General features: G+C 72.0%; 18 protein-coding genes. 14 read left to right on the plus strand and 4 right to left on the minus strand.

Annotation, left to right across the window (positions count from 1 at the left end; translation table 11 throughout):
* Positions 1 to 134: 134 nt before the first annotated feature.
* Both C1I93_RS10865 and C1I93_RS10870 read left to right on the plus strand, forming a co-directional pair.
* The gene (locus C1I93_RS10865; RefSeq protein ID WP_111243130.1) at positions 135 to 1,184 is read left to right on the plus strand and encodes an ABC transporter substrate-binding protein; all 1,050 of its coding nucleotides are present in this window, start codon (positions 135 to 137) and stop codon (positions 1,182 to 1,184) included.
* Positions 1,181 to 2,092, plus strand: coding sequence for a siderophore-interacting protein (locus C1I93_RS10870; protein WP_111243131.1), 912 nt, complete (start codon positions 1,181 to 1,183; stop codon positions 2,090 to 2,092). Before C1I93_RS10865 ends, C1I93_RS10870 begins: the two co-directional genes overlap by 4 nt.
* Here the strand turns inward: C1I93_RS10870 and C1I93_RS10875 are convergent.
* Positions 2,034 to 3,071: a LacI family DNA-binding transcriptional regulator gene (locus C1I93_RS10875; protein WP_111243132.1), complete on the minus strand. Its 1,038-nt coding sequence runs from the start codon at positions 3,069 to 3,071 to the stop codon at positions 2,034 to 2,036. The two genes, C1I93_RS10870 and C1I93_RS10875, sit on opposite strands and share 59 nt — an antisense overlap.
* A 74-nt stretch (positions 3,072 to 3,145) precedes the next feature.
* Between C1I93_RS10875 and C1I93_RS10880 the strand changes: the two genes are divergently transcribed.
* From C1I93_RS10880 to C1I93_RS10915, 8 genes are all read left to right on the plus strand, one after another.
* Complete coding sequence (locus C1I93_RS10880; protein WP_111243133.1) at positions 3,146 to 4,138, plus strand: P1 family peptidase; 993 nt, start codon at positions 3,146 to 3,148, stop codon at positions 4,136 to 4,138.
* Positions 4,139 to 4,255: 117 nt separating this feature from the next.
* Positions 4,256 to 5,233, plus strand: coding sequence for an arsenic resistance protein (locus C1I93_RS10885; protein WP_111243134.1), 978 nt, complete (start codon positions 4,256 to 4,258; stop codon positions 5,231 to 5,233).
* A gap of 115 nt (positions 5,234 to 5,348) precedes the next feature.
* The gene (locus C1I93_RS10890; protein WP_111243135.1) at positions 5,349 to 6,014 is read left to right on the plus strand and encodes a Uma2 family endonuclease; all 666 of its coding nucleotides are present in this window, start codon (positions 5,349 to 5,351) and stop codon (positions 6,012 to 6,014) included.
* Positions 6,015 to 6,102: 88 nt separating this feature from the next.
* Complete coding sequence (gene dxr / locus C1I93_RS10895) at positions 6,103 to 7,314, plus strand: 1-deoxy-D-xylulose-5-phosphate reductoisomerase (protein WP_111243136.1); 1,212 nt, start codon at positions 6,103 to 6,105, stop codon at positions 7,312 to 7,314.
* A complete protein-coding gene (locus C1I93_RS10900; protein WP_111243137.1) occupies positions 7,314 to 8,564 on the plus strand; it encodes a M50 family metallopeptidase in 1,251 nt (416 codons plus the stop codon). The genes dxr and C1I93_RS10900 overlap by 1 nt, the downstream gene beginning before the upstream one ends.
* A 9-nt stretch (positions 8,565 to 8,573) precedes the next feature.
* Complete coding sequence (ispG, locus tag C1I93_RS10905; RefSeq protein WP_111243138.1) at positions 8,574 to 9,746, plus strand: flavodoxin-dependent (E)-4-hydroxy-3-methylbut-2-enyl-diphosphate synthase; 1,173 nt, start codon at positions 8,574 to 8,576, stop codon at positions 9,744 to 9,746.
* A gap of 70 nt (positions 9,747 to 9,816) precedes the next feature.
* Positions 9,817 to 10,656 carry a GNAT family N-acetyltransferase gene (locus tag C1I93_RS10910; protein WP_111243139.1) on the plus strand — a complete coding sequence of 280 codons (840 nt, stop codon included), beginning with the start codon at positions 9,817 to 9,819 and terminating at the stop codon, positions 10,654 to 10,656.
* An 87-nt stretch (positions 10,657 to 10,743) separates the two neighbouring features.
* Positions 10,744 to 14,466 carry an ATP-binding cassette domain-containing protein gene (locus tag C1I93_RS10915; protein ID WP_111243140.1) on the plus strand — a complete coding sequence of 1,241 codons (3,723 nt, stop codon included), beginning with the start codon at positions 10,744 to 10,746 and terminating at the stop codon, positions 14,464 to 14,466.
* 86 nt (positions 14,467 to 14,552) lie between these two features.
* Here the strand turns inward: C1I93_RS10915 and C1I93_RS10920 are convergent, their stop codons facing one another.
* The 3 genes from C1I93_RS10920 to C1I93_RS10935 all read right to left on the minus strand — a co-directional run bounded on the left by C1I93_RS10920 (position 14,553) and on the right by C1I93_RS10935 (position 17,552).
* Positions 14,553 to 15,620 carry an NADH:flavin oxidoreductase/NADH oxidase gene (locus C1I93_RS10920; RefSeq protein WP_111243141.1) on the minus strand — a complete coding sequence of 356 codons (1,068 nt, stop codon included), beginning with the start codon at positions 15,618 to 15,620 and terminating at the stop codon, positions 14,553 to 14,555.
* Positions 15,621 to 15,757: 137 nt separating this feature from the next.
* The gene (locus C1I93_RS32390; RefSeq protein ID WP_223256190.1) at positions 15,758 to 16,594 is read right to left on the minus strand and encodes a DUF998 domain-containing protein; all 837 of its coding nucleotides are present in this window, start codon (positions 16,592 to 16,594) and stop codon (positions 15,758 to 15,760) included.
* Positions 16,587 to 17,552, minus strand: a complete 966-nt coding sequence (locus C1I93_RS10935; RefSeq protein WP_111243142.1) for a glutathione S-transferase family protein — start codon at positions 17,550 to 17,552, stop codon at positions 16,587 to 16,589. Before C1I93_RS10935 ends, C1I93_RS32390 begins: the two co-directional genes overlap by 8 nt.
* 101 nt (positions 17,553 to 17,653) lie before the next feature.
* Between C1I93_RS10935 and pcaF the strand changes: the two genes are divergently transcribed.
* The 4 genes from pcaF (at position 17,654) to C1I93_RS10955 (ending at position 22,537) form a co-directional block, all read left to right on the plus strand.
* On the plus strand, positions 17,654 to 18,856 hold the full coding sequence (gene pcaF, locus C1I93_RS10940; protein WP_111243143.1) for a 3-oxoadipyl-CoA thiolase: 1,203 nt from the start codon (positions 17,654 to 17,656) through the stop codon (positions 18,854 to 18,856).
* A 111-nt stretch (positions 18,857 to 18,967) separates the two neighbouring features.
* Positions 18,968 to 19,786: an SAM-dependent methyltransferase gene (locus C1I93_RS10945; RefSeq protein WP_111243144.1), complete on the plus strand. Its 819-nt coding sequence runs from the start codon at positions 18,968 to 18,970 to the stop codon at positions 19,784 to 19,786.
* A gap of 3 nt (positions 19,787 to 19,789) precedes the next feature.
* A complete protein-coding gene (locus C1I93_RS10950) occupies positions 19,790 to 21,958 on the plus strand; it encodes a putative bifunctional diguanylate cyclase/phosphodiesterase (RefSeq protein ID WP_111243145.1) in 2,169 nt (722 codons plus the stop codon).
* Between the two features lie 78 nt (positions 21,959 to 22,036).
* Positions 22,037 to 22,537 carry a DUF456 domain-containing protein gene (locus tag C1I93_RS10955; protein WP_111243146.1) on the plus strand — a complete coding sequence of 167 codons (501 nt, stop codon included), beginning with the start codon at positions 22,037 to 22,039 and terminating at the stop codon, positions 22,535 to 22,537.
* Positions 22,538 to 22,651 lie beyond the last annotated feature (114 nt).

The raw sequence follows: 22,651 nt of genomic DNA on the forward strand, positions 1-22,651 counted from the left end.
GTGCAAGCCGGTGGGGGCGGCGACTGTCACTGTGACTCACTTCATGGTGGAACGTTCCATCCGTGACTAAGGTAAACCTATCCTAAGCCCGTTGGGAATACCGTTCCCGCCGCCCCTCACGAGGATCGAATGCCATGCCAAAGCCCCGCCCACCTCGGCTGACCACTCGACTTGTCGCCGCCACACTGTTACTCGTCACGCTGGTGGCCGGCGGGTGCGCCGGAGCCGAGGCCGAACCGGCCGAGCCGGCGTCCGGATCGTTCGATGCCGCCTTTCCCACCACGCTGACCCACGCCTTCGGCGCGACGACGATCGCCGCCAAGCCCGAGCGGATCGTGGTGGTCGGCCTCAAGGAACAGGACTACTTCCTCGCCCTCGGTGAGGTGCCGGTGGCGATCCGCGACTGGTACGGCGGCATGCCGAACGCAGTCTGGCCGTGGGCGCGGGAGCAACTCGGCGACGCCAAGCCGGAGGTTCTGGCCCGCGCCGAACTCGACTACGAACAGATCGCCGCACTGCGCCCCGACGTGATCGTCGGGCTCTCCTCCGGCATGACCGAGCAGGAGTACGACCTGCTGACGAAGATCGCCCCCACCGTGGCCCAGCCCGAGGGGGACGGCAGTTGGGCGGTGACCTGGCAGCAGATGACCCGGGCCGCCGGGCAGATCACCGGCCGCAGCGCCGAGGCCGAGACGCTCGTGACCGAGTTGGAGCAACGGATCGCCTCGGTCGCCACCGAGAATCCCGCACTCAAGGGCGCCAGCACCGTCTTCGCCTCCACGTACGAAGGCCAGTACTACCTGTTCAGCCCCGAGACCACTGCCTCGAAGGTGCTGCTCGACCTGGGGCTGACGATGACTCCCGAGGTGACCACGCTCACCGACAACGCCAACCAGTCCGCCACCATCAGCCGGGAACGGTTCGACCTGGTGGACGTGGACGTCGCGGTCTGGTCCGAGGCGGCCACCGACCCGGGCGTGGCCACCCTGCTCAAGGATCCGCTCTACACCCGACTGGACGTCCGCAGCCAACACCGTGAGGTCTTCCTCGGCGCCGAGGCCAACGGCGCGTTGGCGTTCTCCTCCGTCCTGAGCCTGCCGTACGTGCTGGACAAGATCGTGCCCGCGCTCACCGCCGCGGTCGACGGTGACCCGGCCACCGACTCGGAGTACAGCGCGAAATGACCGACACGCTCACCCGGCCCGGCTATTGGACCGCCACCGTGCACGAGGTCCGGCGGCTTACTCCGCATCTGCAACGGGTCGTCCTCGGCGGCCCCGACCTGGCCGGATTTCCCTCACTGGGCGTGCCTGACGAATCGGTTACGCTCTACTTTCCCCGACCCGACGAGCTGGCCCCGCCACCGATGACCCTGCGGGGTGGCGTGTGGGGCTACCACGACGAGCAGTGCCCGCCCACCGGCCGTAACTACTCGATCCGGGCCGTCGACCCGGTCGCCGGCCAGCTCACCATCGACTTCGCCCTGCACGAGCACGGGCCCGCCACGACCTGGGCGCGGCGGGCCGCAACCGGCACCGGTCTGCTGCTGTGGCGCTGCCGCGCCTGGTACCGCCCGCCGGTGGACACCCGCTGGCTGGTGCTCGCCGCCGACCTGGCCGGGCTGCCTGCCGCGACCCGGGCCGTCGCGGAACGGACCCCCGGCATCCCGGTGCGGGTGCTGGTGGACCTGCCGGAGCTGGCCGACGCCCGGGACCTGCTCGCCGCCGCCGGCGACGACCCCGAAGTGCAGATCGACGTACGGGTCGGAGTGGGCAACGGCCACGGCCCGGGTAGCCTCGTCGATCGGCTACGGGAGATGACCCTGCCGGCTGGCCCCGGCTACGTATGGGTCGCCGGTGAAGCCGGTGAGTGCCGCCAGGCCCGGTCGGTGCTGCGTACGGTGCACCAGCTGCCCCGCGACCGGGCCGTATGCGTCGGCTACTGGCGCACCGACGCGGCCGACTTTGAACACCGCTACGCCCGCTTCCGTCCCCTGCTCGACCAGGTCTACCAGGAGGGTCTCGCGGCCGGGCTCAATCCGGTGGAGGCTGGTGACCGGATGGAGGAGGCGCTGGAACGGCTGACCCGGTGAACGGCTCCTGCCCCCGGGTGGAGTCCCGCCACCACAGGTGGACCGGATGCTGGTAGACCCCACCCGGGCCGCCACCGATCAGGCCGTCGAGCAGGTCGGCACAGCGGCGTCCGGCATCCAACGGCGACAGGTCGAGCGCGGTGATCGGCGGCTGTCCCAGTCGCAGGGCACTCGACTCGGTGGCACTGGCCAGCAGGACGTCCCGCCCGACCTGTCGACCCTGCCGGTGCAGCACCTGCACGGCCACCGGAGCGGTGTCCACCGAGGCACAGACCAGGGCATCCACCCCCGGTGCGGCGAGCACCTGCTCGACCGCCCGGGACACCTCCGGCGGCGAGGGCACCCACGGGTGGTGCGCCACCTCGGCGGCAACGCTGTGCCCGGCGCACCAGTCGCGGTAACCCGAGCCCAGCTGGGCGGCCCAGTCGCCGGTCTCCGGCGGCAGCACCAGGGCGGGACGCCGGGCACCGGCAGCGGCCATCCGGTCCAGCAGCTCGGTGATCGCCCGGCGGTGATCAGCCCAGAGCACGACCTGCGGGCGCATGCCGTCCGGCGGTCGCTCGAAACACACGACCGGCATGCCGCCGCGCATCAGGACCGGCACGAACTCGTCGTCCTGGTGCGGGTCGGCCACGATCACCCCGTCGAGTGCCCGGGGCGACCGACGCCCGGACGCGGTCAGGATGGTGACGTCCCGGTCGCGGCCGGCGGCGTGCTCCATGATGCCGAAGACGAAGCGCATGTAGAACTCCGAGGTGGACGGCACCCCCGGAACGTAGACCCCGATGATGCCGGTCCGGCCACCCCGCAACTGCCGGGCCGCGCGGTTCGGAACGTAGCCCAGCTCCTCCACCGCCGCGCGGACCCGCTCCCGGGTCTCCTCGGAGACCCGGCCGGAACACGACAGCACATTGGAGACCGTGGACTTGCCGACCCCAGCCCGACGCGCCACATCGTGCAGCGTGACGGGACGGGCCATCCGCCCAGTCTAGGGAAGTGGGCATCGGCCGGGACACGGCACCACCGCACACCCCAGGGAAGACGGTAAGCCTCATGTCCCAGCAGTTTCCGGCCCCGCCGCGTACGACGCTGCCGTTCGGCAACGACCACCAGCACCGATCCGCCGTACTCGGCACGGCAGGCGACGGATGGGTCGATTTCGACCTGCCCGGCGTGGGGATCGGCACCGCCGAGTACCCCGACGGGCCGACAGGTGTCACAGTCCTCAGCGTTCCCGGCGGCGCGCGTACCGCAGTGGACAAGCGGGGCGGAGCCGTCGGGGTCAGCGGCGGATTTCCGTACCACCACGCGTTGTGCTTTGCCGGCGGGTCGAGCTTCGGGCTCGCCGCGGCCTCCGGCGTCTACGACGAGCTGCTCCGCCGCACCGGATACGCCACCGACTTCGGCAGCCTGCCGGTGGTGTCCGGGGCAGTGGTCTACGACTTCACCCCCCGCGACAACGCCGTCTACCCCGACGCCGCGCTCGGAGCGGACGGGCTGCGTGCGGTACGCACCGACCGGGTGGCCGTGGGCCGGGTCGGCGCCGCCGTCAGCGCGACCGTCGGCAAGGTCGACAACGCCCGCGCCGAGTGGGGCGGGCAGGGTGCCGCCTTCGCCCGGATCGGCGCGGCCCGGTTGCTGGTGCTGACCGTGGTGAACGCGATGGGCGTGATCGTCGACCGTGCCGGCGGCATCGTGCGGGGCAACCTCGACCCGGCGACCGGCCTGCGTCGCCACCCGGCCGAGGACTACGCCGAGCTGCTCACGGCAGCCACGCCGGACCTCGCGCCGGCCGGGGGAAACACCACCCTGACCGCCGTGGTGACGAACGTCCGCATGACCGACACCGAACTCGCCCAGTTCGCCACCCAGGTGCACAGCTCCATGCATCGGGCGATCCAGCCCTTCCACACCATCGCCGACGGCGACACCCTGTTCGCCCTGACCACCGACGAGGTGACGGTGCCCGCCCCGTCGCTACGGCTGGGCACCGTTGCCGCCGAACTGGCCTGGGACGCCGTCCTCAGCAGCGTGCGCGGCACATGACAACACTCCGCCGCTCCTGACGGCCGGGGTGGACGGACTAGCGTGGCGGGTCATGGGGACGTCTCCGCTCGGCCTGGTCAGGCAGCTCGATCCGGCACGTACACGGATCGTCGGCTCGTGAGCCGGGATCGGCTCGAACGGCATCAGGTCTGGTGCTACCTCACCGCCGTGCTGCTCGGCCTGGCCGTCGGTACGATCTGGCCGCAGGCCGGGCACCCCGTCGAGGCGCTGGTCTGGCCGGTGCTGGCGGTGCTGCTGTACACCACCTTCACCCAGCTGCCGCTGACCTCGATCCCGGCCGCGTTCCGGGACGGACGCTTCCTCGCCGCCGCGCTGGTCGGCAACTTCCTGCTGATCCCCGTCGTCGTGTGGGGCCTGGTCCAGTTCACCCCCGACGACGACGCGCTGCGGCTGGGTCTGCTGCTGGTGCTGCTGGTGCCGTGCACCGACTGGTTCATCACCTTCACCCAGCTCGGTCGGGGTGATGCGACCCGGGCGACCGCGTTGACCCCGATCAGTCTGCTGCTGCAACTGGCGCTGCTGCCCGCGTACCTCTGGCTCATGGCTGGTGCCGACTTCACCGCCGTCTTCGCCCCCGGTGATGTCTGGCCGGCGTTGCTGGTGCTGCTCGTACCCCTGGGTCTGGCCGTGCTCAGTGAGGTGTGGTTCGCCCGCCGCTGCGGCCGGGAGCGGATCCGGGAAGGGCTGGGCTGGTGGCCGGTGCCGCTGCTGTCCGTGGTGATCTTCCTGGTCGCCACCGCGCACGTGGGTCCGGCCCGCGCGGCGCTGGACGTGCTGCCCGTCGTCATCGCGGTGGCCGCCGTCTTCCTCGCCGTGAGCCTCGCCCTGGCCCGGCTGCTCGCCACCGTCGGCAAGCTGTCCACCCGGCAGGGCCGCACGCTGGCCTTTTCGTTGGGCACCCGGAACTCGTTCATCGTGCTGCCCTTCGCGCTCTCCCTGCCCGCCGGGTGGGAGATCGCCGCCGTGGTCGTCGTGACGCAGTCCCTTGTCGAACTCTTCGGCATGATCTTCTACCTGTGGTTCGTCCCCCGACATCTCTTCCCGCAGCGCCCGCCCGACGGTGTGTCGGTTTGAGGTGACCCGGGCTGCGGACTGGCAATTGACGGACCTGCGGTGCGATGGCGTGCGGCGCGGGCTGCGCTGGCTAGGCTGAGCTGAGCAGAATGTTCCGCTGAGGGGGTGAGCCCGGATGGCCCAGGCTGCGTACGCGCCCGAACCACCGCCGGACGGTGGCGCCGATGTCCGGCCCACCGGACCGTCGTTCGATGTGCTGCGGTGGCGCGACGAGCCGTGGACCGCTCAGCTTGCCCTCGACCTGTTGCCGGAGACCAACGGCCCCAAGGTTGAGGTCCTGAGCGGAAGCGTGATCGTGACACCCCATGCTGGTTATGACCATCAGGATGCCGAGCTTGATCTCGCATACCTGTTGAAGCAGGCGGCCCGTAAGGCCAAGCTGTGGCTCTACCTGGAGGCCAACGTCGTCTCCGGAGATGACCTCTTCATTCCCGACATCGTCGTGCTCAAGGTCCCAGGCGGGGGACGCACGACCATGGACATCAGACACGCCATCCTGCTGGGCGAGGTCATGTCGCCCGGCAACCGCCGTAAGGACATCATCGATCGCCCGCGCGAGTACGGCGCCGTCGGAGTGCCGTTCTTTCTCCGGGTCGACCTGCGCAATCGGATCCCCACCATCGCGCTCTACGAGCTGACCGACGGTGAGTACCGGCCGGTGGCTGCTGCGGCTGCTGGCAGCAGATTCGTCATGCGGGAGCCATTCGAGTTCTCGGTCGACCCCGGTGACCTGCTCGGTGAGGAAGCGCCCCTGGAGGACGACACCCCGCACGAGACGTAGCTGGTGTTAATAAGGGGCCCCTCCTCTACCGCAGGCGTTAACAAGGTGCCCCTCCTTGCACCTTGGGTCGATGCGGAAGAATGGCGGCGTGACGTCCCCTCGCGATCTTGTGCTGTTGGGTTGTACCGGGTCGATCGGTACCCAGGCCATCGACATCGTGCGGCGCAACCCGGACCGGTTTCGGGTGGTGGCGCTGGGTGCCGGTGGGGGAAATGTCGGGCTGCTCGCCGCGCAGGCGCTGGAACTCGGCGTCGAGGCGGTGGGCGTGGCGAAGGCGTCCGCCGCACAAGATCTTCAGCTGGCGTTCTACGCCGAGGCGAGTCGGCGCGGGTGGGCCAGCGGCGAGTTCAAGCTGCCCAAGATCGTGGCGGGGCCGGACGCCATGAGCGAGCTGGCGCAGTGGCCCTGCGACGTCGTGCTCAACGGGGTGGTGGGGTCGCTCGGGTTGGCGCCGACCCTGGCCGCGCTGCGCGCCGGGCGTACCCTCGCGCTCGCCAACAAGGAGTCCCTCGTCGCCGGCGGCTCGCTGGTCAAGGCCGCGGTGACCCGGCCGGAGCAGATCGTCCCGGTGGACTCGGAGCATTCGGCGCTCGCGCAGTGCCTGCGCGGCGGCACCCGGGGTGAGGTACGCCGGCTGATCGTCACCGCCAGCGGCGGGCCGTTCCGGGGCAAGCGGCGTGACGAGCTGACCGGAGTCACACCGGAGCAGGCCCTCGCTCACCCGACCTGGAACATGGGACCGGTCGTCACGATCAACTCGGCGACCATGGTGAACAAGGCGCTGGAGGTGATCGAGGCGCACGAGCTGTTCGACCTGCCGTACGCCGACATCACCGTGATGGTGCACCCGCAGTCGGTGATCCACTCGATGGTCGAGTTCGTGGACGGCTCGACGCTGGCCCAGGCCAGCCCACCGGACATGCGGCTGCCGATCGCGCTGGGCCTGGGCTGGCCGGACCGGGTCGCCGATGCCGCCTCGGCGGTCGACTGGACAAGCGCGCACACCTGGGAGTTCACGCCGCTGGACGACGCGGCGTTCCCGGCGGTGGCGCTGGCCAAGGCAGCCGGCGAGGCGGGTCGGTGTCGGCCGGCCATCTACAACGCGGCAAACGAGGAATGCGTGGCGGCGTTCGTCGCCGGCCGGCTGCCGTTCCTCGGCATTGTCGACACGCTACGGCGGGTGTTGGACGGGGCACCCGATTTCGACGAACCGGGTACCGTCGAGGACGTACTCGAAGCCGAGTCGTGGGCCCGCGCGCACGCGCAGGCGATCATCGCTGCTGCGGTGGAAGGAGCTTGATGTCGTTCGCGTTCGGGGTCGTGCTGTTCGCCCTCGGCATTCTCATCTCGGTGAGCCTGCACGAGGCAGGCCACATGCTTACCGCCAAGGCCTTCGGCATGAAGGTCACCCGCTACTTCGTCGGTTTCGGGCCCACCCTGTGGTCGTTCAAGCGGGGTGAGACCGAGTACGGCATCAAGGGCATCCCGCTCGGCGGCTTCTGCAAGATCGTCGGAATGACGCCGCAGGACGACGACGTCGAGCCCGGCGACGAGAAGCGGGCCATGTGGCGCTACCCGGTGTGGAAGCGCACGATCGTGATGTCCGCCGGGTCGGCCACCCACTTCGGGCTGGCGATCATCGCCACCTGGCTGGCCGCGATGACCTTCGGCCTGCCCAACCCCGACTTCCCGCGCAACGAGGAACAGATCCGGGCCGAGCCTGCGGTGATCGCCATCCAGGACTGCGTGCTGCCGGACACCACCTACCGGGAGTGCGCCGCGGGCGACGCACCGAGCCCCGCCGGGGCCGGCGGGTTGCGCAACGGCGACCGGATCACCTCGATCAACGGCACCCCGATCAACAACTACGGCGAGCTGCTCACCACCCTGCGGGCCACCACCCCCGGCAGCACCGCCACCATCGGGTACGAGCGTGACGGCCAGTCCGGCACCACCGAGACGGCGCTCGCCACCACCAAGCGCCCGCCGATCAACGACCCGAACGGCCCGGTCACCGACGTCTCCGCGCTCGGCGTCGGGCTGGTCGTCTCCACTCCCGGTCTGGTCTCCCACGGGCCGGTGGCGGCGGTCGGTGCGACGAGCACCTTCATCGGCGACATGGCGGTGGCCACCGCCCAGGCGTTGCAGCGCCTGCCGGAGAAGATTCCCGCGCTGTGGCGGGCCATCACCGGCGGTGAACGGGACATCGACACCCCGATCAGCGTGGTCGGCGCCAGCGTGCTCGGTGGCGAGGCGGTCGCCAACGACGCCTGGGAGCTGTTCGTCATGCTGTTCATCTCGCTGAACTTCTTCATCGGGGTGTTCAACCTGCTGCCGCTGCTGCCACTGGACGGCGGGCACATCGCCATCGCCTGGTTCGAACGGGCCCGCTCCTGGGTGTACGCGCGGCTGCGCCGCCCCGATCCGGGCCGGGTCGACTACTTCAAGCTGATGCCCTTCACGTACGTGGTGATCCTCATCGGTGGCGTGTTCACCCTGCTCACCATCACCGCGGACGTCGTCAACCCGATCACCCTCTTCCCAAGGTGAGTGCCTGAAGTGACAGCTGTCAGCCTCGGTATGCCCGCCGTACCGCCGCCGCCGCTCGCGCCGCGTCGGGCCAGTCGCCAGATCATGGTCGGTTCGGTGCCCGTCGGTGGCGGGGCGCCGGTGTCCGTTCAGTCGATGACCACCACGTTGACCGCAGACGTCAACTCCACGTTGCAGCAGATCGCCGAGCTGACCGCCTCCGGCTGCCAGATCGTCCGGGTGGCGGTGCCTAGCCAGGACGATGTGGAGGCGCTGCCGGCGATCGCCAAGAAGTCGCAGATCCCGGTGATCGCCGACATCCACTTCCAGCCGAAGTACGTCTTCGCCGCGATCGACGCCGGGTGCGCGGCGGTGCGGGTGAACCCGGGCAACATCCGCCAGTTCGACGACAAGGTCAAGGAGATCGCGGCAGCGGCCTCGGCCGCCGGTACGCCGATCCGGATCGGGGTCAACGCCGGCTCGCTGGACAAGCGTCTGCTGGCCAAGTACGGCAAGGCCACCGCGGAGGCGCTCGTCGAGTCGGCGCTGTGGGAGTGTTCGCTCTTCGAGGAGCACGGCTTCCGGGACATCAAGATCTCGGTCAAGCACAACGACCCGGTGGTGATGATCCGGGCCTACCGCCAGCTCGCCGAGCAGTGTGACTACCCGCTGCACCTGGGCGTCACCGAGGCCGGTCCGGCGTTCCAGGGCACCATCAAGTCGGCTGTCGCCTTCGGTGCGCTGCTGGCCGAGGGGATCGGCGACACCATCCGGGTGTCGCTCTCCGCGCCGCCGGTCGAGGAGATCAAGGTCGGTAACCAGATCCTGGAGTCCCTCGGGCTGCGCGAGCGCGGCCTGGAGATCGTCTCCTGCCCGTCCTGCGGCCGGGCCCAGGTGGACGTCTACAAGCTCGCCGAGGAGGTCACCGCCGGCCTGGAAGGGCTGCCGGTGCCGCTGCGGGTCGCGGTGATGGGCTGCGTGGTGAACGGCCCCGGTGAGGCCCGCGAGGCCGACCTGGGGGTCGCCTCCGGCAACGGCAAGGGGCAGATCTTCGTCAAGGGGCAGGTCGTCAAGACCGTGCCCGAGGGGCAGATCGTGGAGACGCTCATCGAGGAGGCGCTCCGGCTGGCCGACGAGATGGGCGCCGAGCTGCCCGAGGAACTGCGCGGCCTGCTTCCCGGCGCCACCGTCACGGTGCACTGAACCCGGTGTGGTGTCGGGCGGCGGTCACCGTCCGCCACCACACTCCGGGGATATCTGGCAGGCTGTAACTGTGCTGACGGCGCCGGTGCGGCAACTGGGGGAATCGGAACGGCGCGCGGTCGAGCGGCTGCTCGACCTCGACCCGTACGCGAGTGCGCAGGTCGCGGAGCGGATCACCGCACGCGGCCTGGCCTGGTGGCGGGCGGAGGGCCGGGTGCTCGGGTATGGTTCCCGCCGCCACCTCGAATCGGTCTGCTGGCTCGGCGGCAACCTGACTCCCGTCCTGGCCGGACCGCAGGCGGTCGCCGCCTTCGCTGACCTGCTCGCCGGCGAGGAACGGCTCTGCTCATCGATCGTCGGGCGGGCCGACGCGGTGCTGGAGCTGTGGGACCGCCTCGACGGCGCCTGGGGACCGGCCCGGGACGTACGCCCGAACCAGCCCCTGCTGGTCGCCGACGAACTGCCCGAGGTGCCGGCCGACCCGCAGGTCCGCCAGGTTCACGGCAATGAGATCGACAGGCTCTTTCCGGCGGCGGTGGCGATGTACACCGAGGAGGTGGGCGTCTCGCCGCTGGCCGAGGACGGTGGACGCGGATACCGCCGCCGGGTCACCGACATGATCCGCTCCGGCCGGGCGTACGCCCGGATCGTCGACGGCCGGGTGGTCTTCAAGGCCGAACTGGCGGTCGTCACCCGGCGCACCGCGCAGGTGCAGGGGGTCTGGGTGGCACCCGAGTGGCGGGGCCGGGGCATCGCCACCGCGGCCATGGCGGCGGTGGTCCGCGACGCGCTGACCCGGGTCGCCCCGACCGTCAGCCTCTACGTCAACGACTTCAACAGGCCCGCCCGCCGGGTCTACGAGCGCTGCGGTTTCCGCCCGGTCGGCACCCTGGCCACTGTGCTTTTCTGAGGCGGCGGCCCGGGAAAATCCGTTGAGCCGCCGGGGTGGCCCGGGTCAGGCTGGAACCTCCGCCACGAAACCCGGAGGAATCGACCCATGCGCCTGCTTCGTGATCTGTGGGTCACCTCTCCCCGCCGGATGACTCTGGTGGCCGTCCTGGTCCTCCTCGGCGGCATCGGGCAGGCGGCCACCGCCGCGCTGGCCGGGCCGGTGCTGGTGCACCGTTCCGTCGGGTTCTTCGTGCTGCTGTCGGCGGCCCTGGTCGCCGTCGTGCTCAGTGATCTGGTGATCAGCCTGGTGATGGCGGGGGTCACCGCCGACTGGTCGGCCGACCTGCGCCGCCGGCTGTGCCGGGTGGCCATGGGGCAGCCCGTGCCCGCGCTGGAGACCACACCCGTCGGTGAGATGCTCGACCGCATCGACGGCGACGTCTACGACGTCGCGTCGGGGTTGCGCGGTCCCGGCGTACGGCTGGCCCAGTCGCTGGCGGTGGGCGTGGTGTCCACGCTCGTGGCGCTCACCGTGTGGTGGCCGGCCGGGATCGGCATGCTGCTGCTCACCATCCTGCTCGTGATCATCCTGCGCCGGCCCGCAGGGCGGATCGCGCCGGCCCGGATGCACGAGGAGGCGGCCTGGTCCGACCTGGCGGCGGTGATGGAGGAGGCCATCCACGGCCAGGACGACGTACGCACCAGCCTGGCCCGACCGTACGTGCTGCGGCTGTACGCGGCCCGGGCGGCCGAGGTGCTCCGCCGGGGCTGGCCGGTGTGGCGGATGTCGGCTCAGGTGAACACCATCGCCGCCGGTGTCACCCGCACCGGCATCGCGCTCGTGGTGCTCGGCGGGGTGTGGGCGCTGACCACCGACCGGGTGGACGCCGCCCGACTGACCGCGATCTGGCTGCTCGCGCTCTCCCTCGGCATGACAGTCGAACACGTCAGCCGGATGGTGCCGGAGGTGCAGTACGCGCTCGGCGCCTGGGGCCGGGTGCAACTGCTCTCCGCCGCCGAGCAGGAACCCTCCGGCGGTGCCGCGCCGACCGACGGGGATCTGGTCATCCGCGACCTGACCTACCATTACCCGGCCAACGGTCCGGACGCCGACCGGGGCCCCGCGTTGCGCGAGGTCGACCTCAGTTTCGTCCGGGGTCGGTCGTACGCCCTGGTCGGGCGGACCGGATCCGGCAAGTCGACACTGGCCAAGGTGCTCACCCGGGCCGTGGAGGTGCCGCCCGGCACGGTGTTGCTCGGCGGACGTGATGTGCTCGACCTGGACGTGGAGCAGTTGCGCCGCTGGGTGGCGGTGGTGCCGCAGCGGACCGAGATTCTCGCCGGCACACTCGCCGAGAACGTGGCGCTCTTCGACCCCGACCTGCTCGACGCCGCCGCGCAGGCACTGCACGAACTCGACCTGGCCGACTGGATCGCCGAGCTGCCCGCCGGTCTGGACACCCGCCTCGGTGAGGGCGGACACGTGCTCTCGGCCGGGCAGGAACAGCTCGTCGCCTTCGCCCGCATCCTGGTCCGGGACCCGCACGTGGTGATCCTCGACGAGGCCACCGCCCGACTCGACCCGGTCACCGAGACGCGGGTGCAGCAGGCCACCGAGCGGTTGCTGCGGGGCCGGATCGGCATCGTCATCGCCCACCGCCTGTCGTCGGTGAGCCGCTGCGACGAGGTGGTGGTGCTGGCCGACGGTGCCGTGATCGAGGCCGCCCCGCTGGCCGAGTCGCGCCGCTTCGCCGAACTCCTCGCCGCCGGCCAGACCGCCGCGAAGGGCACCGGCACCGAACTGCTCGCCGACACCGGAGCCGAGCTGCGCACCGACGCCGAACCGGCGGTGGCCGGCACCGGCTGGACCAGCGCGGAGCCCGCGCTTGTCGGTGCCGGCCCGGCAGCGGCGAACGCCACCGCCGACGCGGGTCTGCCCGCCGCCGGGGCGGGCGCAGGCGGGGACGGCACGGGCGGTCCGGTCGGCACGCTCGTCACCGCTGACGATCCCGCGCCGGTGGTCGGACCCGAGCCTGTCGATCCGGTGACGGGTCGGGAGAGCGGCGCTCGGGAGGTCGGTGGGCGTGAGCCGGGCACCCGTAGCGTGGCAGCGGCTCCGGTCGACGGGCCGGAGGCGGACCGGCGGCCGGCGTCGCGGGCCCGGACCATGCGGGAGATCTTCCGGCTCTGCCTCAACGACCCCCGCTACGGCATGGCGGCGGTCGGTATCTTCGCCGTACTGGTGATTCTCGGCCTGGACGGGCCGGTGCTGCCCTGGCTCTGGGCGGACGTGGTGGACGGCACCGGCGACCCGTGGCTGCCCGCGCTGGGCATCGCGGCCGGGCTGATCCTCGTCATCCCCACGCACTACTGGACCCACCTGTGGTTCCCGGCCTGGTGGGTCCGGCAGATGCTGCGGATCAGTCTCCGGCTGGTGCACGGCCAGACCGGCCCGCGCCGGGTCAGCCGGCACACCCCGGCGGAGGTGGTGGCCCAGGGTGGCGACACCGAGCGGGTGGTGCAGCTCGCCGACCACCTGGTGGACCAGGCGACGGGGGTGCTCGTCCTGATCACCATGACGGTCGTCACCGGCAGCGTGGTGCCGGGGCTGTTCTTCCTCGGCACGATGGTGCTCTCCGGGCTGGCCGCCACGGCGTTCGGGCCGCGGCTGGAACACGCCGCGCGGGACACCGTCGCGGCCCGGGCGGCGTTCGCCACCGCGCTGGTCTCCAGCCTGTCGGCGGCCCGTACGGTGAAGCTCGCCGGGGCCACCCGGCCGGTGTTGACGCACCTCGCCGACCTCGACACGGTCCGCAGCGAGCGGCAGCGCCGGGAGATCGCGGTCCAGGTGTGGGCCCGCTCCACCCCGGTGCTGACAAGTGGCCTGCTGCCGATCGCGGTCTGGGCGCTGTTTCTGGCCGGCGGACTCTCCGCCGGGGCGACCCTGGTCGCGGTCTCCACCCTGGGCGCGGCGCGCTGGTTCGCCTGGACCGTCGCGTCGTTGATCTCGCAGGTGCCGTCGGCCCGGGTGTGGACCCGGCGGACCGCGGAGATGACCGGGATCGAGGCGTACTCGGCGACGGTGCCAGGGGTGGACCTGGCCGCCGGGACGGCGCCCGCGCCACCGGCCGCCCCGCGTACCCCACTGCGCCGGCTGCAGTTGACCGGCTTCGGCGTCCGGCACACCGACGGCACCGTCGCCGTACGCGACGTGGACCTCACCGTGGACCGGGGGCAGTTGGTGCTCGTCGTCGGCCCGGTCGGCGCGGGCAAGTCCTCGCTGCTGCGGGCGCTGGCCGGGATCGCCCCGCACACCGGGGAGCTGACCTGGAACGGCGAGCCGGTCACCGAGCCGGAACTGTTCCTGCGCCCGAACCAGGTCGGCTACGTGGGCCAGCTGCCCCGGGTGCTCTCCGGGACGGTGGCCGACAACATCAGCCTCGGCCACCCGGTGGACGCCGGGCACGCGGTGGCCACCGCCCAGTTGGCGCACGACCTGGCCGCCACCGGCAGCGGCCTCGGACTGCTCATCGGGCACAAGGGCACCCGGCTCTCCGGCGGGCAACTGCAGCGGTTGGCCCTGGCCCGGGCGCTGGCACCGCGTACCGAGCTGCTGGTCGCCGACGACGTCTCCTCCGCCCTGGACGTCACCACCGAGCTGGCCCTGTGGCAGGCGCTGCGCGAGCGCGGGGTGACGGTCGTCGGTTCGACCTCGAAGCGGGCCGCCCTGGTCCGGGCCGACCACGTGGTGGTGCTCGTCGGGGGCACCGCGGCGGCCCAGGGACCGTGGCACGACCTGGAGCGGCGCTGGGGACACCTTGCGGGCTGAGCGTCAGGCCGACCAGCTGTCGGGCCGGGCCTGCGTCGGGTCGGCCTCCCGGTGCCTGCGGGGCGTCAGGAGGCCGACCTGCCGGGTCAGGCCGCGCGCAGGTACGGGCTGGGCCAGCTCGCGTCCGCGCCGAGCTTGGCCGCGGCCTGCTGCGGCCAGTACGGGTTGCGCAACAGTTCCCGGCCGAGCAGCACCAGGTCGGCCTCGCCACCGGCGATGATGGCCTCGGCCTGCTCCGGTTCGACGATCAGCCCGACCGCGCCGGTGGGGACCTTGGCCTCGTTGCGGACCTGGGCGGCCAGCGGCACCTGGTAGCCGCGGCCGACCGGGACGGCGGCGTTCGGCGACGCGCCACCGGAGGAACAGTCGACCAGGTCCACTCCGGCGGCGGCGAGTTCGACGGCGAGCGCGACGCTGTCGTCGACGGTCCAGCCGCCCTCGACCCAGTCGGTGGCGGAGATGCGGGCCAGGACCGGCACGTCCGGGCCGACGGCGGCGCGGACCGCGCGGGTGACCTCCAGGGTGAGTCGCATCCGCCCGGCGCGGTCCCCGCCCCAGCCGTCGGTGCGGTGGTTGGTCAGCGGCGACAGGAACTCGTGCAGCAGGTAGCCGTGTGCGGCGTGCACCTCCACGGCAGCGAATCCGGCATCCAGCGCTCGCGTGGCGGCCGCCGCGAACGCCTCGATGACGGCGGCGATGCCTGCCTCGTCCAGGGCGGTGGGCGTCCGGTAGTCCGGCCGGAACGGCGTGTCGGTCGGGCCCACCGGCACCCAGCCGCCCTCGGCGTCGGCCACCCCACCGTGGCGCGGATCCCACGGCCGGTAGGTCGACGCCTTGAACCCGGCGTGCGCGAGTTGCACGGCCGGCACCGCGCCGTGCGCGGCCACGAAGCGGGTCACCGGACGCCAGGCGTCGACGTGCCGGCCGGACCACAGCCCGGTGTCCTGCGGGCTGATCCGGCCCTCCGGCACCACGGCGGTCGCCTCGGTCAGCACCAGCCCGGCCCCGCCGACCGCGCGGGTGCCGAGGTGGACGAAGTGCCAGTCGGTGGGCAGCCCGTCGGGTCCGGCGCTGTACTGGCACATCGGCGCCATGGCGATCCGGTTGGGCAGGGTCACCGTGCGCAACGCCAACTCTGTGAACAAGGAACTCATTGCCCCATCCTCTCCGAGCCGATGACTCGCGCAATCTCCCGGATGTTGCTGTTTCGTGCCGGTGCGAGGCAGCAACATCGCTGAACCTGTGCGAATCATGGGGCGCGCCAGCCGACCCGGGCCGAGGATGCGAGGGGTCAGTGGGGGTGCCGGCGGGCCAGGGTGGCGGCGGTGGCCAGGCCCCAGCCGGCCGCGACCGCGAGCAGCAACCGCTCCAGCACCCCGACCAGCGACCCCCGCCCGACGAACAGCATGGACAGACCCACCGCGCCGGCGAGCGGCAGCGCCAGCACCGTCGCGGTGGCGGCCGTCCGGCGCAGCGTGTGTCCCGCCGCCGGGGTCAGGGTGACCGCGATCATGGCGAAGACCACGGCGGCCGTCGCGGCGATGCTCGCGCCGCCGTGCACCAGGTCCGCCACGGTGGCCCGCTCGAACGGCGGCAGCGGACAACCCGCGCTGCACGTCACCGCCCCGGACAGGACCGTGGCCAGCCCAGACGCCACCAGCAGCAGCGCCGCGACCCGCAGCCCGTAGCCGCTGCGCCACACCGCCACCAGCCGCAGCCGGTCCTCCCCGCGCCACAGCGCCTGATCGCGCCGGGCCGTGTGGTCGCGTCGGGCTGTGCGGTCGCGGCACGGTGTCCGGTCGCGCCGGGCCATGTGGTCGCGCCGGGGCGTTGGACCGGGCCGCAGCGGCCGGGGGTGCAGCGCGGCGGCGAGCAACAGCAACGCCGTGGCCAGGGCGAAAACCCCGATCCGGTACGTCCAGGCGGATCCGCTGTCGGCGACACCTGCCTCGCTGACGTACCCGGTCAGGCCCGGACCGGGACCGGCGACCACCGTGAGCGTCACCAGGGCCGCGCCGACGAGCACACCGAGCGCCGCGCCCGTGGCGGCGACCCGGACCGCGACGCTGCCACGGTCGGCCGCGCCCGGCGCGGTGACCGGTGACGCGAGCCGATCCCGGTCAGCCACGCCCGTGTGGCGTCGTCCAGCTGTGCAGGTCCGGGCCGAGCGGCACGATCCCGGTCGGGTTGATCGCGCCGTGGGTGGCGTAGTAGTGCCGCTTGATGTGGTCGAAGTCGACGGTCTCGCCGAAGCCCGGGGTCTGGAACAGGTCGCGCGCGTACGCCCAGAGCACCGGCATCTCGGTGAGCTTGCTCCGGTTGCACTTGAAGTGCCCGTGGTACGCCACGTCGAAGCGGACGAGCGTGGTGAACAGCCGCACGTCCGCCTCGGTGATGCGCTCGCCCATCAGGTAACGCCGGTCGGTAAGCCGCTGCGACAGCGCGTCCAGCCGGGCGAAGAGCGTCCGGAACGCCTCGTCGTACGCCTGCTGCGAGGTCGCGAACCCGCACCGGTAGACGCCGTTGTTGACGTCGCGATGGATCTCGGCCATCAGCGCGTCCAGCTCCGGTCGCAGCTCGACCGGGTAGAGGTCGGGTGCGTCCGGGGCGTGCAGCCGTCGCCATTCGGTGGACAGGTCCAGGGTGAGCTGCGGATAGTCGTTGGTGACCACCCGGCCGGTGACGGTGTCGACAAGCGCGGGCACGGTGACCCGGCCGGTGTAGTCGGAATCGGTGGCCAGGTACGCCTCGGACAGGAAACCGATGCCCAGCACCGGGTCGAAACCGTCCTGGTCGAGGGTGAACCGCCAACCGCGGTCGTCGCGGATCGGGTCGACGGTGCCCAACGAGATGGCGTCGTCCAGCCCCAACAGGTTGCGGACGATGAGCGCCCGGTGCGCCCACGGGCAGGCCCGGCACCAGATCAGCCGGTAGCGGCCCGGCTCCAGCGGCCAGCGGTCCTGATCGTCAGGCCCGCCGCCAGGCGGCGAGGTGGAGTGCGGGGTGACCCGCCCGGTGAACCGGTTGGGCTGCCGGACGAACGCGCCGGTGTCACTGCTCTCCGCGCTGAACTGGGCTTGTGCCATGCCGACAACCTATCTCCGCGGCAGCGGAGATATCCTGGCCGCCTGACGTCCGCGCAGCTCCAGGGGACGTCGACCCCTTCCCCACCCCCGAAGGACTCGCGATGACCGTGGCATATCTGGTGGCCGGTGTCCGCACCCCGATCGGCCGGTACGCTGGCGCGCTCGCCGGCGTACGCCCCGACGATCTGGCCGCGCACGTCATCCGCGAACTGGTCGCCCGCCACCCGTCAGTGGACTGGGCGCGTACCGACGACGTGATTCTCGGCTGTGCCAACCAGGCCGGTGAGGACAACCGCAACGTGGCCCGGATGGCGGCGCTGCTGGGCGGGCTGCCGGAGCAGGTTTCCGGCAGCACGGTCAACCGGCTCTGCGGCTCCGGCCTGGACGCGCTGGCCACCGCCGCCCGCGCGATCGTCGCCGGCGAGGCCGACCTGATCGTGGCCGGTGGCGTGGAGAGCATGAGCCGGGCGCCGTTCGTCATGCCGAAGGCGACCACCCCGTTTTCCCGGGCCGCCGAGGTGTACGACACCACCATCGGCTGGCGGCTGGTCAACCCGCTGATGGAGCGGGGCTGGGGGGTCGACTCGATGCCGGAGACGGCCGAGAACGTCGCCGCGGAGTACGGCGTCGACCGGCTCGCCCAGGACGAGTTCGCGTACCGCTCGCAGGTGCGGGCCGCCAAGGCGCAGGCCGACGGCCGGTTCGCCGAGGAGATCGTGCCGGTGACCGTGCCGGCGGGTCGGCGTGAGACGCGGCTGGTCGAGGTGGACGAGCACCCCCGCCAGACCTCGCTGGAGAAGCTTGCCGCGTTGCCCACCCCGTTCCGCGACGGCGGCACGGTGACCGCCGGGAACTCCTCGGGCGTCAACGACGGCGCGGTGGCCCTGCTGGTCGCCTCGGCGGCGGCGGTCGAGGCGTACGGCCTCACCCCGCTGGCTCGGGTCAGTGGTGCGGCGACCGCCGGGGTGGCACCCCGCATCATGGGCATCGGTCCGGTCCCGGCGACCCGGCGGCTGCTCGACCGGCAGGGGCTGGCCCTGGCCGACCTGGACGTGATCGAGCTGAACGAGGCGTTCGCCGCCCAGGCCGTCGCGGTGCTGCGGGAGCTGGGCCTGGCCGCCGACGCCGAGCACGTCAACCCCAACGGCGGGGCCATCGCCCTCGGGCACCCGCTCGGGGCCAGCGGTGCCCGGCTCGCGCTCACCGCTGCTCTGGAGTTGCGTCGGCGGGGTGGGCGGCGGGCGTTGGCGACCATGTGCGTCGGCGTCGGGCAGGGCATCTCGCTGCTGCTGGAAGCGGCCTGACCGGTCGGGTCGCCCCGGCGGGCGGCCCAGGCCCGGATCTCCCGTCGCGTGACGCACCGGCCTAGAGTGGTCAGCGTCACACGATCCGCGGCGACGACTTGGGGTGCACCAGTGCAGATGCCGGACGGACTGCCCACCGAGATCGACCTTTCCCGGCCCAGCGCGGCCCGGGTGTACGACTACTTCCTGGGCGGCGCCCACAACTTCGACATCGATCGGCAACTGGCCGAGCAGATCGCGGCGATGACCCCGAACCTTCCGGCGACCATGCGGGCCGGGCGGGAGTTCCTGCGTCGGGCCGTACGCGTGCTGCTCGACGCCGGTGTCGACCAGTTCCTGGACATCGGCTCCGGCATCCCCACCGTCGGCAACGTGCACGAGGTCGCCCAGGCCGCCAACCCGAAGGCCCGGGTGATCTACGTCGACATCGACCCGGTGGCGGTGGCACACAGCCGGGAGCTGCTGGCCGGCAACGAGCTGACCGGGGTCATCCACGCCGACCTGCGCGAGCCGGGACGGATCCTGGCCGAGGCCCGCCGGCTGGCGCTGCTCGACTTCGACCGGCCGCTGGGCATCCTGCTGGCCGGCGTGGTCCACTTCGTACCGGACACCTACCGTCCCGCCGACATCCTGGCCACCCTGCGCGCGGCCGCCGCACCCGGCAGCCACCTGGTCATCTCCCACTCCACCTTCGAGGACCAGCCGCAGGAGATGCTGGACGCGCAGCGGCTGTCGGCGCGCACCGCCACGGAGATCAGCCTCCGCTCCCGGGCCGAGATCACCGGCTTCTTCGGCGACTGGACCATCCTCGACCCGGGGGTGGTGCACATGGAACTGTGGCGTCCCGACTCGCCGTCCGAGGTCGCCGCCGACGCGCAACGCTTCGGCGCTTTCGGTGGCGTGGCCCGCAACGACCGGCCCGCGGACTGAGCCATGGCCGGGGCCGACGCCGCCGGGGAGTACGCCGTCGACCGGGCCGGCGCCCAGCGGTACGCGGCCGAGTGGGCGCGTGCCGTGCGTCGGCTCGGGTTCGTGCCGCTGAGCCCGGCCGAGACCGAGCAGCTACTACTGACGCACACCCTTCGGCTGGCCGACGCGCTGGTCGGCGACGAGGCGGTGGCACCGGTGGCGCAAGCGGTGGGCCGGGCCCTGGTCGAGGCGAACCTGACCGACCCGGCGGTGATCGAGTGGTCGGTGCGTGCCTTCGCCGACCGCCTCCCGGCCCAGGTGCTCGGCAGCCGCGTCGTGGGGGAGCAGGTCGGGCGCGGCGGTAGGGCCGGTTTCGGGGAGCGGATCGCGGCGGCGCAGGGCGGGCTGGCCGCCGGCTTCGCCCGGGCGCTGCGCGATCGCACCTTCGAGCATCAGGAGCGGATCGCCCGCTCGGTGTGGCAGGCCCGGGACACCGTCGAGCAGGCGTTGCGGGACAGCGAGGCGCGGTTCCGGGCGGTCTTCCGGGGCGCGGCGATCGGCATCGGCATCGCCGACGTCGACGGCACCATCATCGACGTCAACCAGTCCTTTGCCGACATGCTCGGCTACCCGATCGAGGAGATGCGGCAGCTCAACGTCGGGTCGCTGTTCCATCCCGACGACGCGCCCGGGATGGAGCAGCTCTACCGGGAACTGGTCGAGGGCAAGCAGGAGAGCGTACGGGTCGAGAAACGCTACTACCGCAAGGACGGCAGCGCCGTCTGGACGGACGTGGCGGCCTCCCTCATCCGGCACGACGACGGGCGGCCCCGGTTCACCGTGGCGGTGGTGGAGGACATCACCGAGCGGTACGAACTCCAGCGCCGGCTGCGCTTCCAGGCGCTGCACGACCCGCTCACCGACCTGCCCAACCGCACGCTGTTCTTCGAGACGTTGGGCCGGCTGCTGGGCTCGTCGGGACGGGTCGGGCTCTGCTTCCTCGACCTCGACGGCTTCAAGGCGATAAACGACAGCCTCGGTCACGACCTCGGTGACCGGTTGCTGGTGACGATCGCCCGGCGGCTCGCCGGCTGCGTGGCGGAGCAGGGCTACCTGGTCGCCCGGATGGGCGGCGACGAGTTCGTCATCCTGGTCGACGGCGACGCCGGAGTCGACGGCGTGATCGCGGTGGCCGAGACGGCGCTGGCCGCGGTCTCCGCCCCGGTCTTCGTGGACGAGCAGCAACTCATCGTCTCGGCCAGCATCGGCATCGTCGACTCCGAGCACGTCGGCACCAGCGCCGCCGACCTGATGAAGGCCGCCGACACCACGCTGTACTGGGCAAAGGCCCAGGGTCGGGGCCGGTGGGCGGTCTACGACCCGGAGCGCACCGCCCGCGACATCGCCCGGTCGGCCCTGGTCGCCGAACTGCCCCTGGCCTTGGACCGGGGGGAGTTCGTGCTGCACTACCAGCCGATCGTGTCGCTGTTGGACGGACGGATGCTGGCCGTCGAGGCGCTGGTCCGCTGGCAACATCCGCAGTTGGGGCTGATCGGGCCGGACCATTTCATCGGGCTGGCCGAGGAGACCGGGCTGATCGTCCGGCTCGGGGAGTGGGTGTTGCGGCAGGCGTGCCAGGACGCCCAGTGCTGGCACGCCGAGTTCCCCGACGCCCGGCTGGTGGTGAGTGTGAACCTGGCCGCCCGCCAGGCCGACGCCCCGGCGATCGTGGACACCGTGGCCAACGCGCTGGCAGCCACTGGACTGCCGGCGGAACTGCTGCAACTGGAGCTGACCGAGAGCGCGGTGATGGGGTCCGCGGGTGAGCCGCTGCGGACGCTGCACCGGCTCTCCGCCCTCGGCGTACGGCTGGCCGTCGACGACTTCGGCACCGGTTACTCGAATCTGGCGTACCTGCGCCGGCTGCCGATCACCTGCCTGAAGCTGGCCGCGCCCTTCGTCGAGGGCATCCGGGGTGACGAGCCGGAGGCCGCTGACCACCGGGACGAACGGATCGTGGACGCCCTGGTGCGCCTGGCCCACGCGCTGGAACTCTGGGTGACCGCCGAGGGGGTGGAGACCGAGGCGCAGGCGGAACGACTGCGGGCGCTGCGCTGCGACACCGCGCAGGGCCGCCTGTTCGGTCCGCCAGCCCCCGCCGACACAATAAGAACCCGCCTCGCCGGCGGGTAAGGAAGGGCCCCCTGTTAACGCCTCAGGTAGAGCAGGGGTCCCCTTTTAACAGCTGGAACGATCGGGTGGGGAGCCGACGTGGATGTGACAGAGACCGGCGCGGTGGTGTCCGTGGTCGCCGCGTTGGCCATCCTGGCCGGGCTCGCCGGTGTGGTGGTGCCCGGGCTGCCGGCGCTGCCACTGTGCTGGGGCGGCGTACTGGTGTGGGCGCTGTTCGGCGACGCCGACGCCGGCCGCTGGCTGGTGCTGGCGGCGGCCACCGTGGTCGCCCTCGGCGGCACCGTGGTCAAGTACGCCTGGCCGGGCCGCAACCTCAAACGGGCCGGCGTGCCCACCTCCACGCTGCTGGTCGGGGCGCTGCTCGGCCTGGTCGGTTTCTTCGTCATCCCCGTCGTCGGGTTGGTCATCGGCTTCGTCGGCGGCATCTTCCTGATGGAGCGGCTGCGGCTGGGCGACACCCGACTCGCCTGGCCGGCGACGAAGCGCGCGGTGGGCGCGGCCGGGCTGTCGATGCTGATCGAGTTTCTCTCCGGCGTGGTGATCGGCGCGCTCTGGGTGAGCGGCCTGATCCTCACCTGAGCTGCAGTGGTGATGACCGGGCGGCGCGGGGCGGAAGTCAGGGCAGGGCGCAGTGCCGTGCCCGAGAGAGAGGTGACGTTTCCCCGCGCCGCCGCGGCTGCCGGGCCGTTCCGA

This window comes from Micromonospora endophytica, from assembly GCF_003236305.1.
Taxonomy (GTDB): Bacteria; Actinomycetota; Actinomycetes; order Mycobacteriales; family Micromonosporaceae; genus Micromonospora; species Micromonospora endophytica.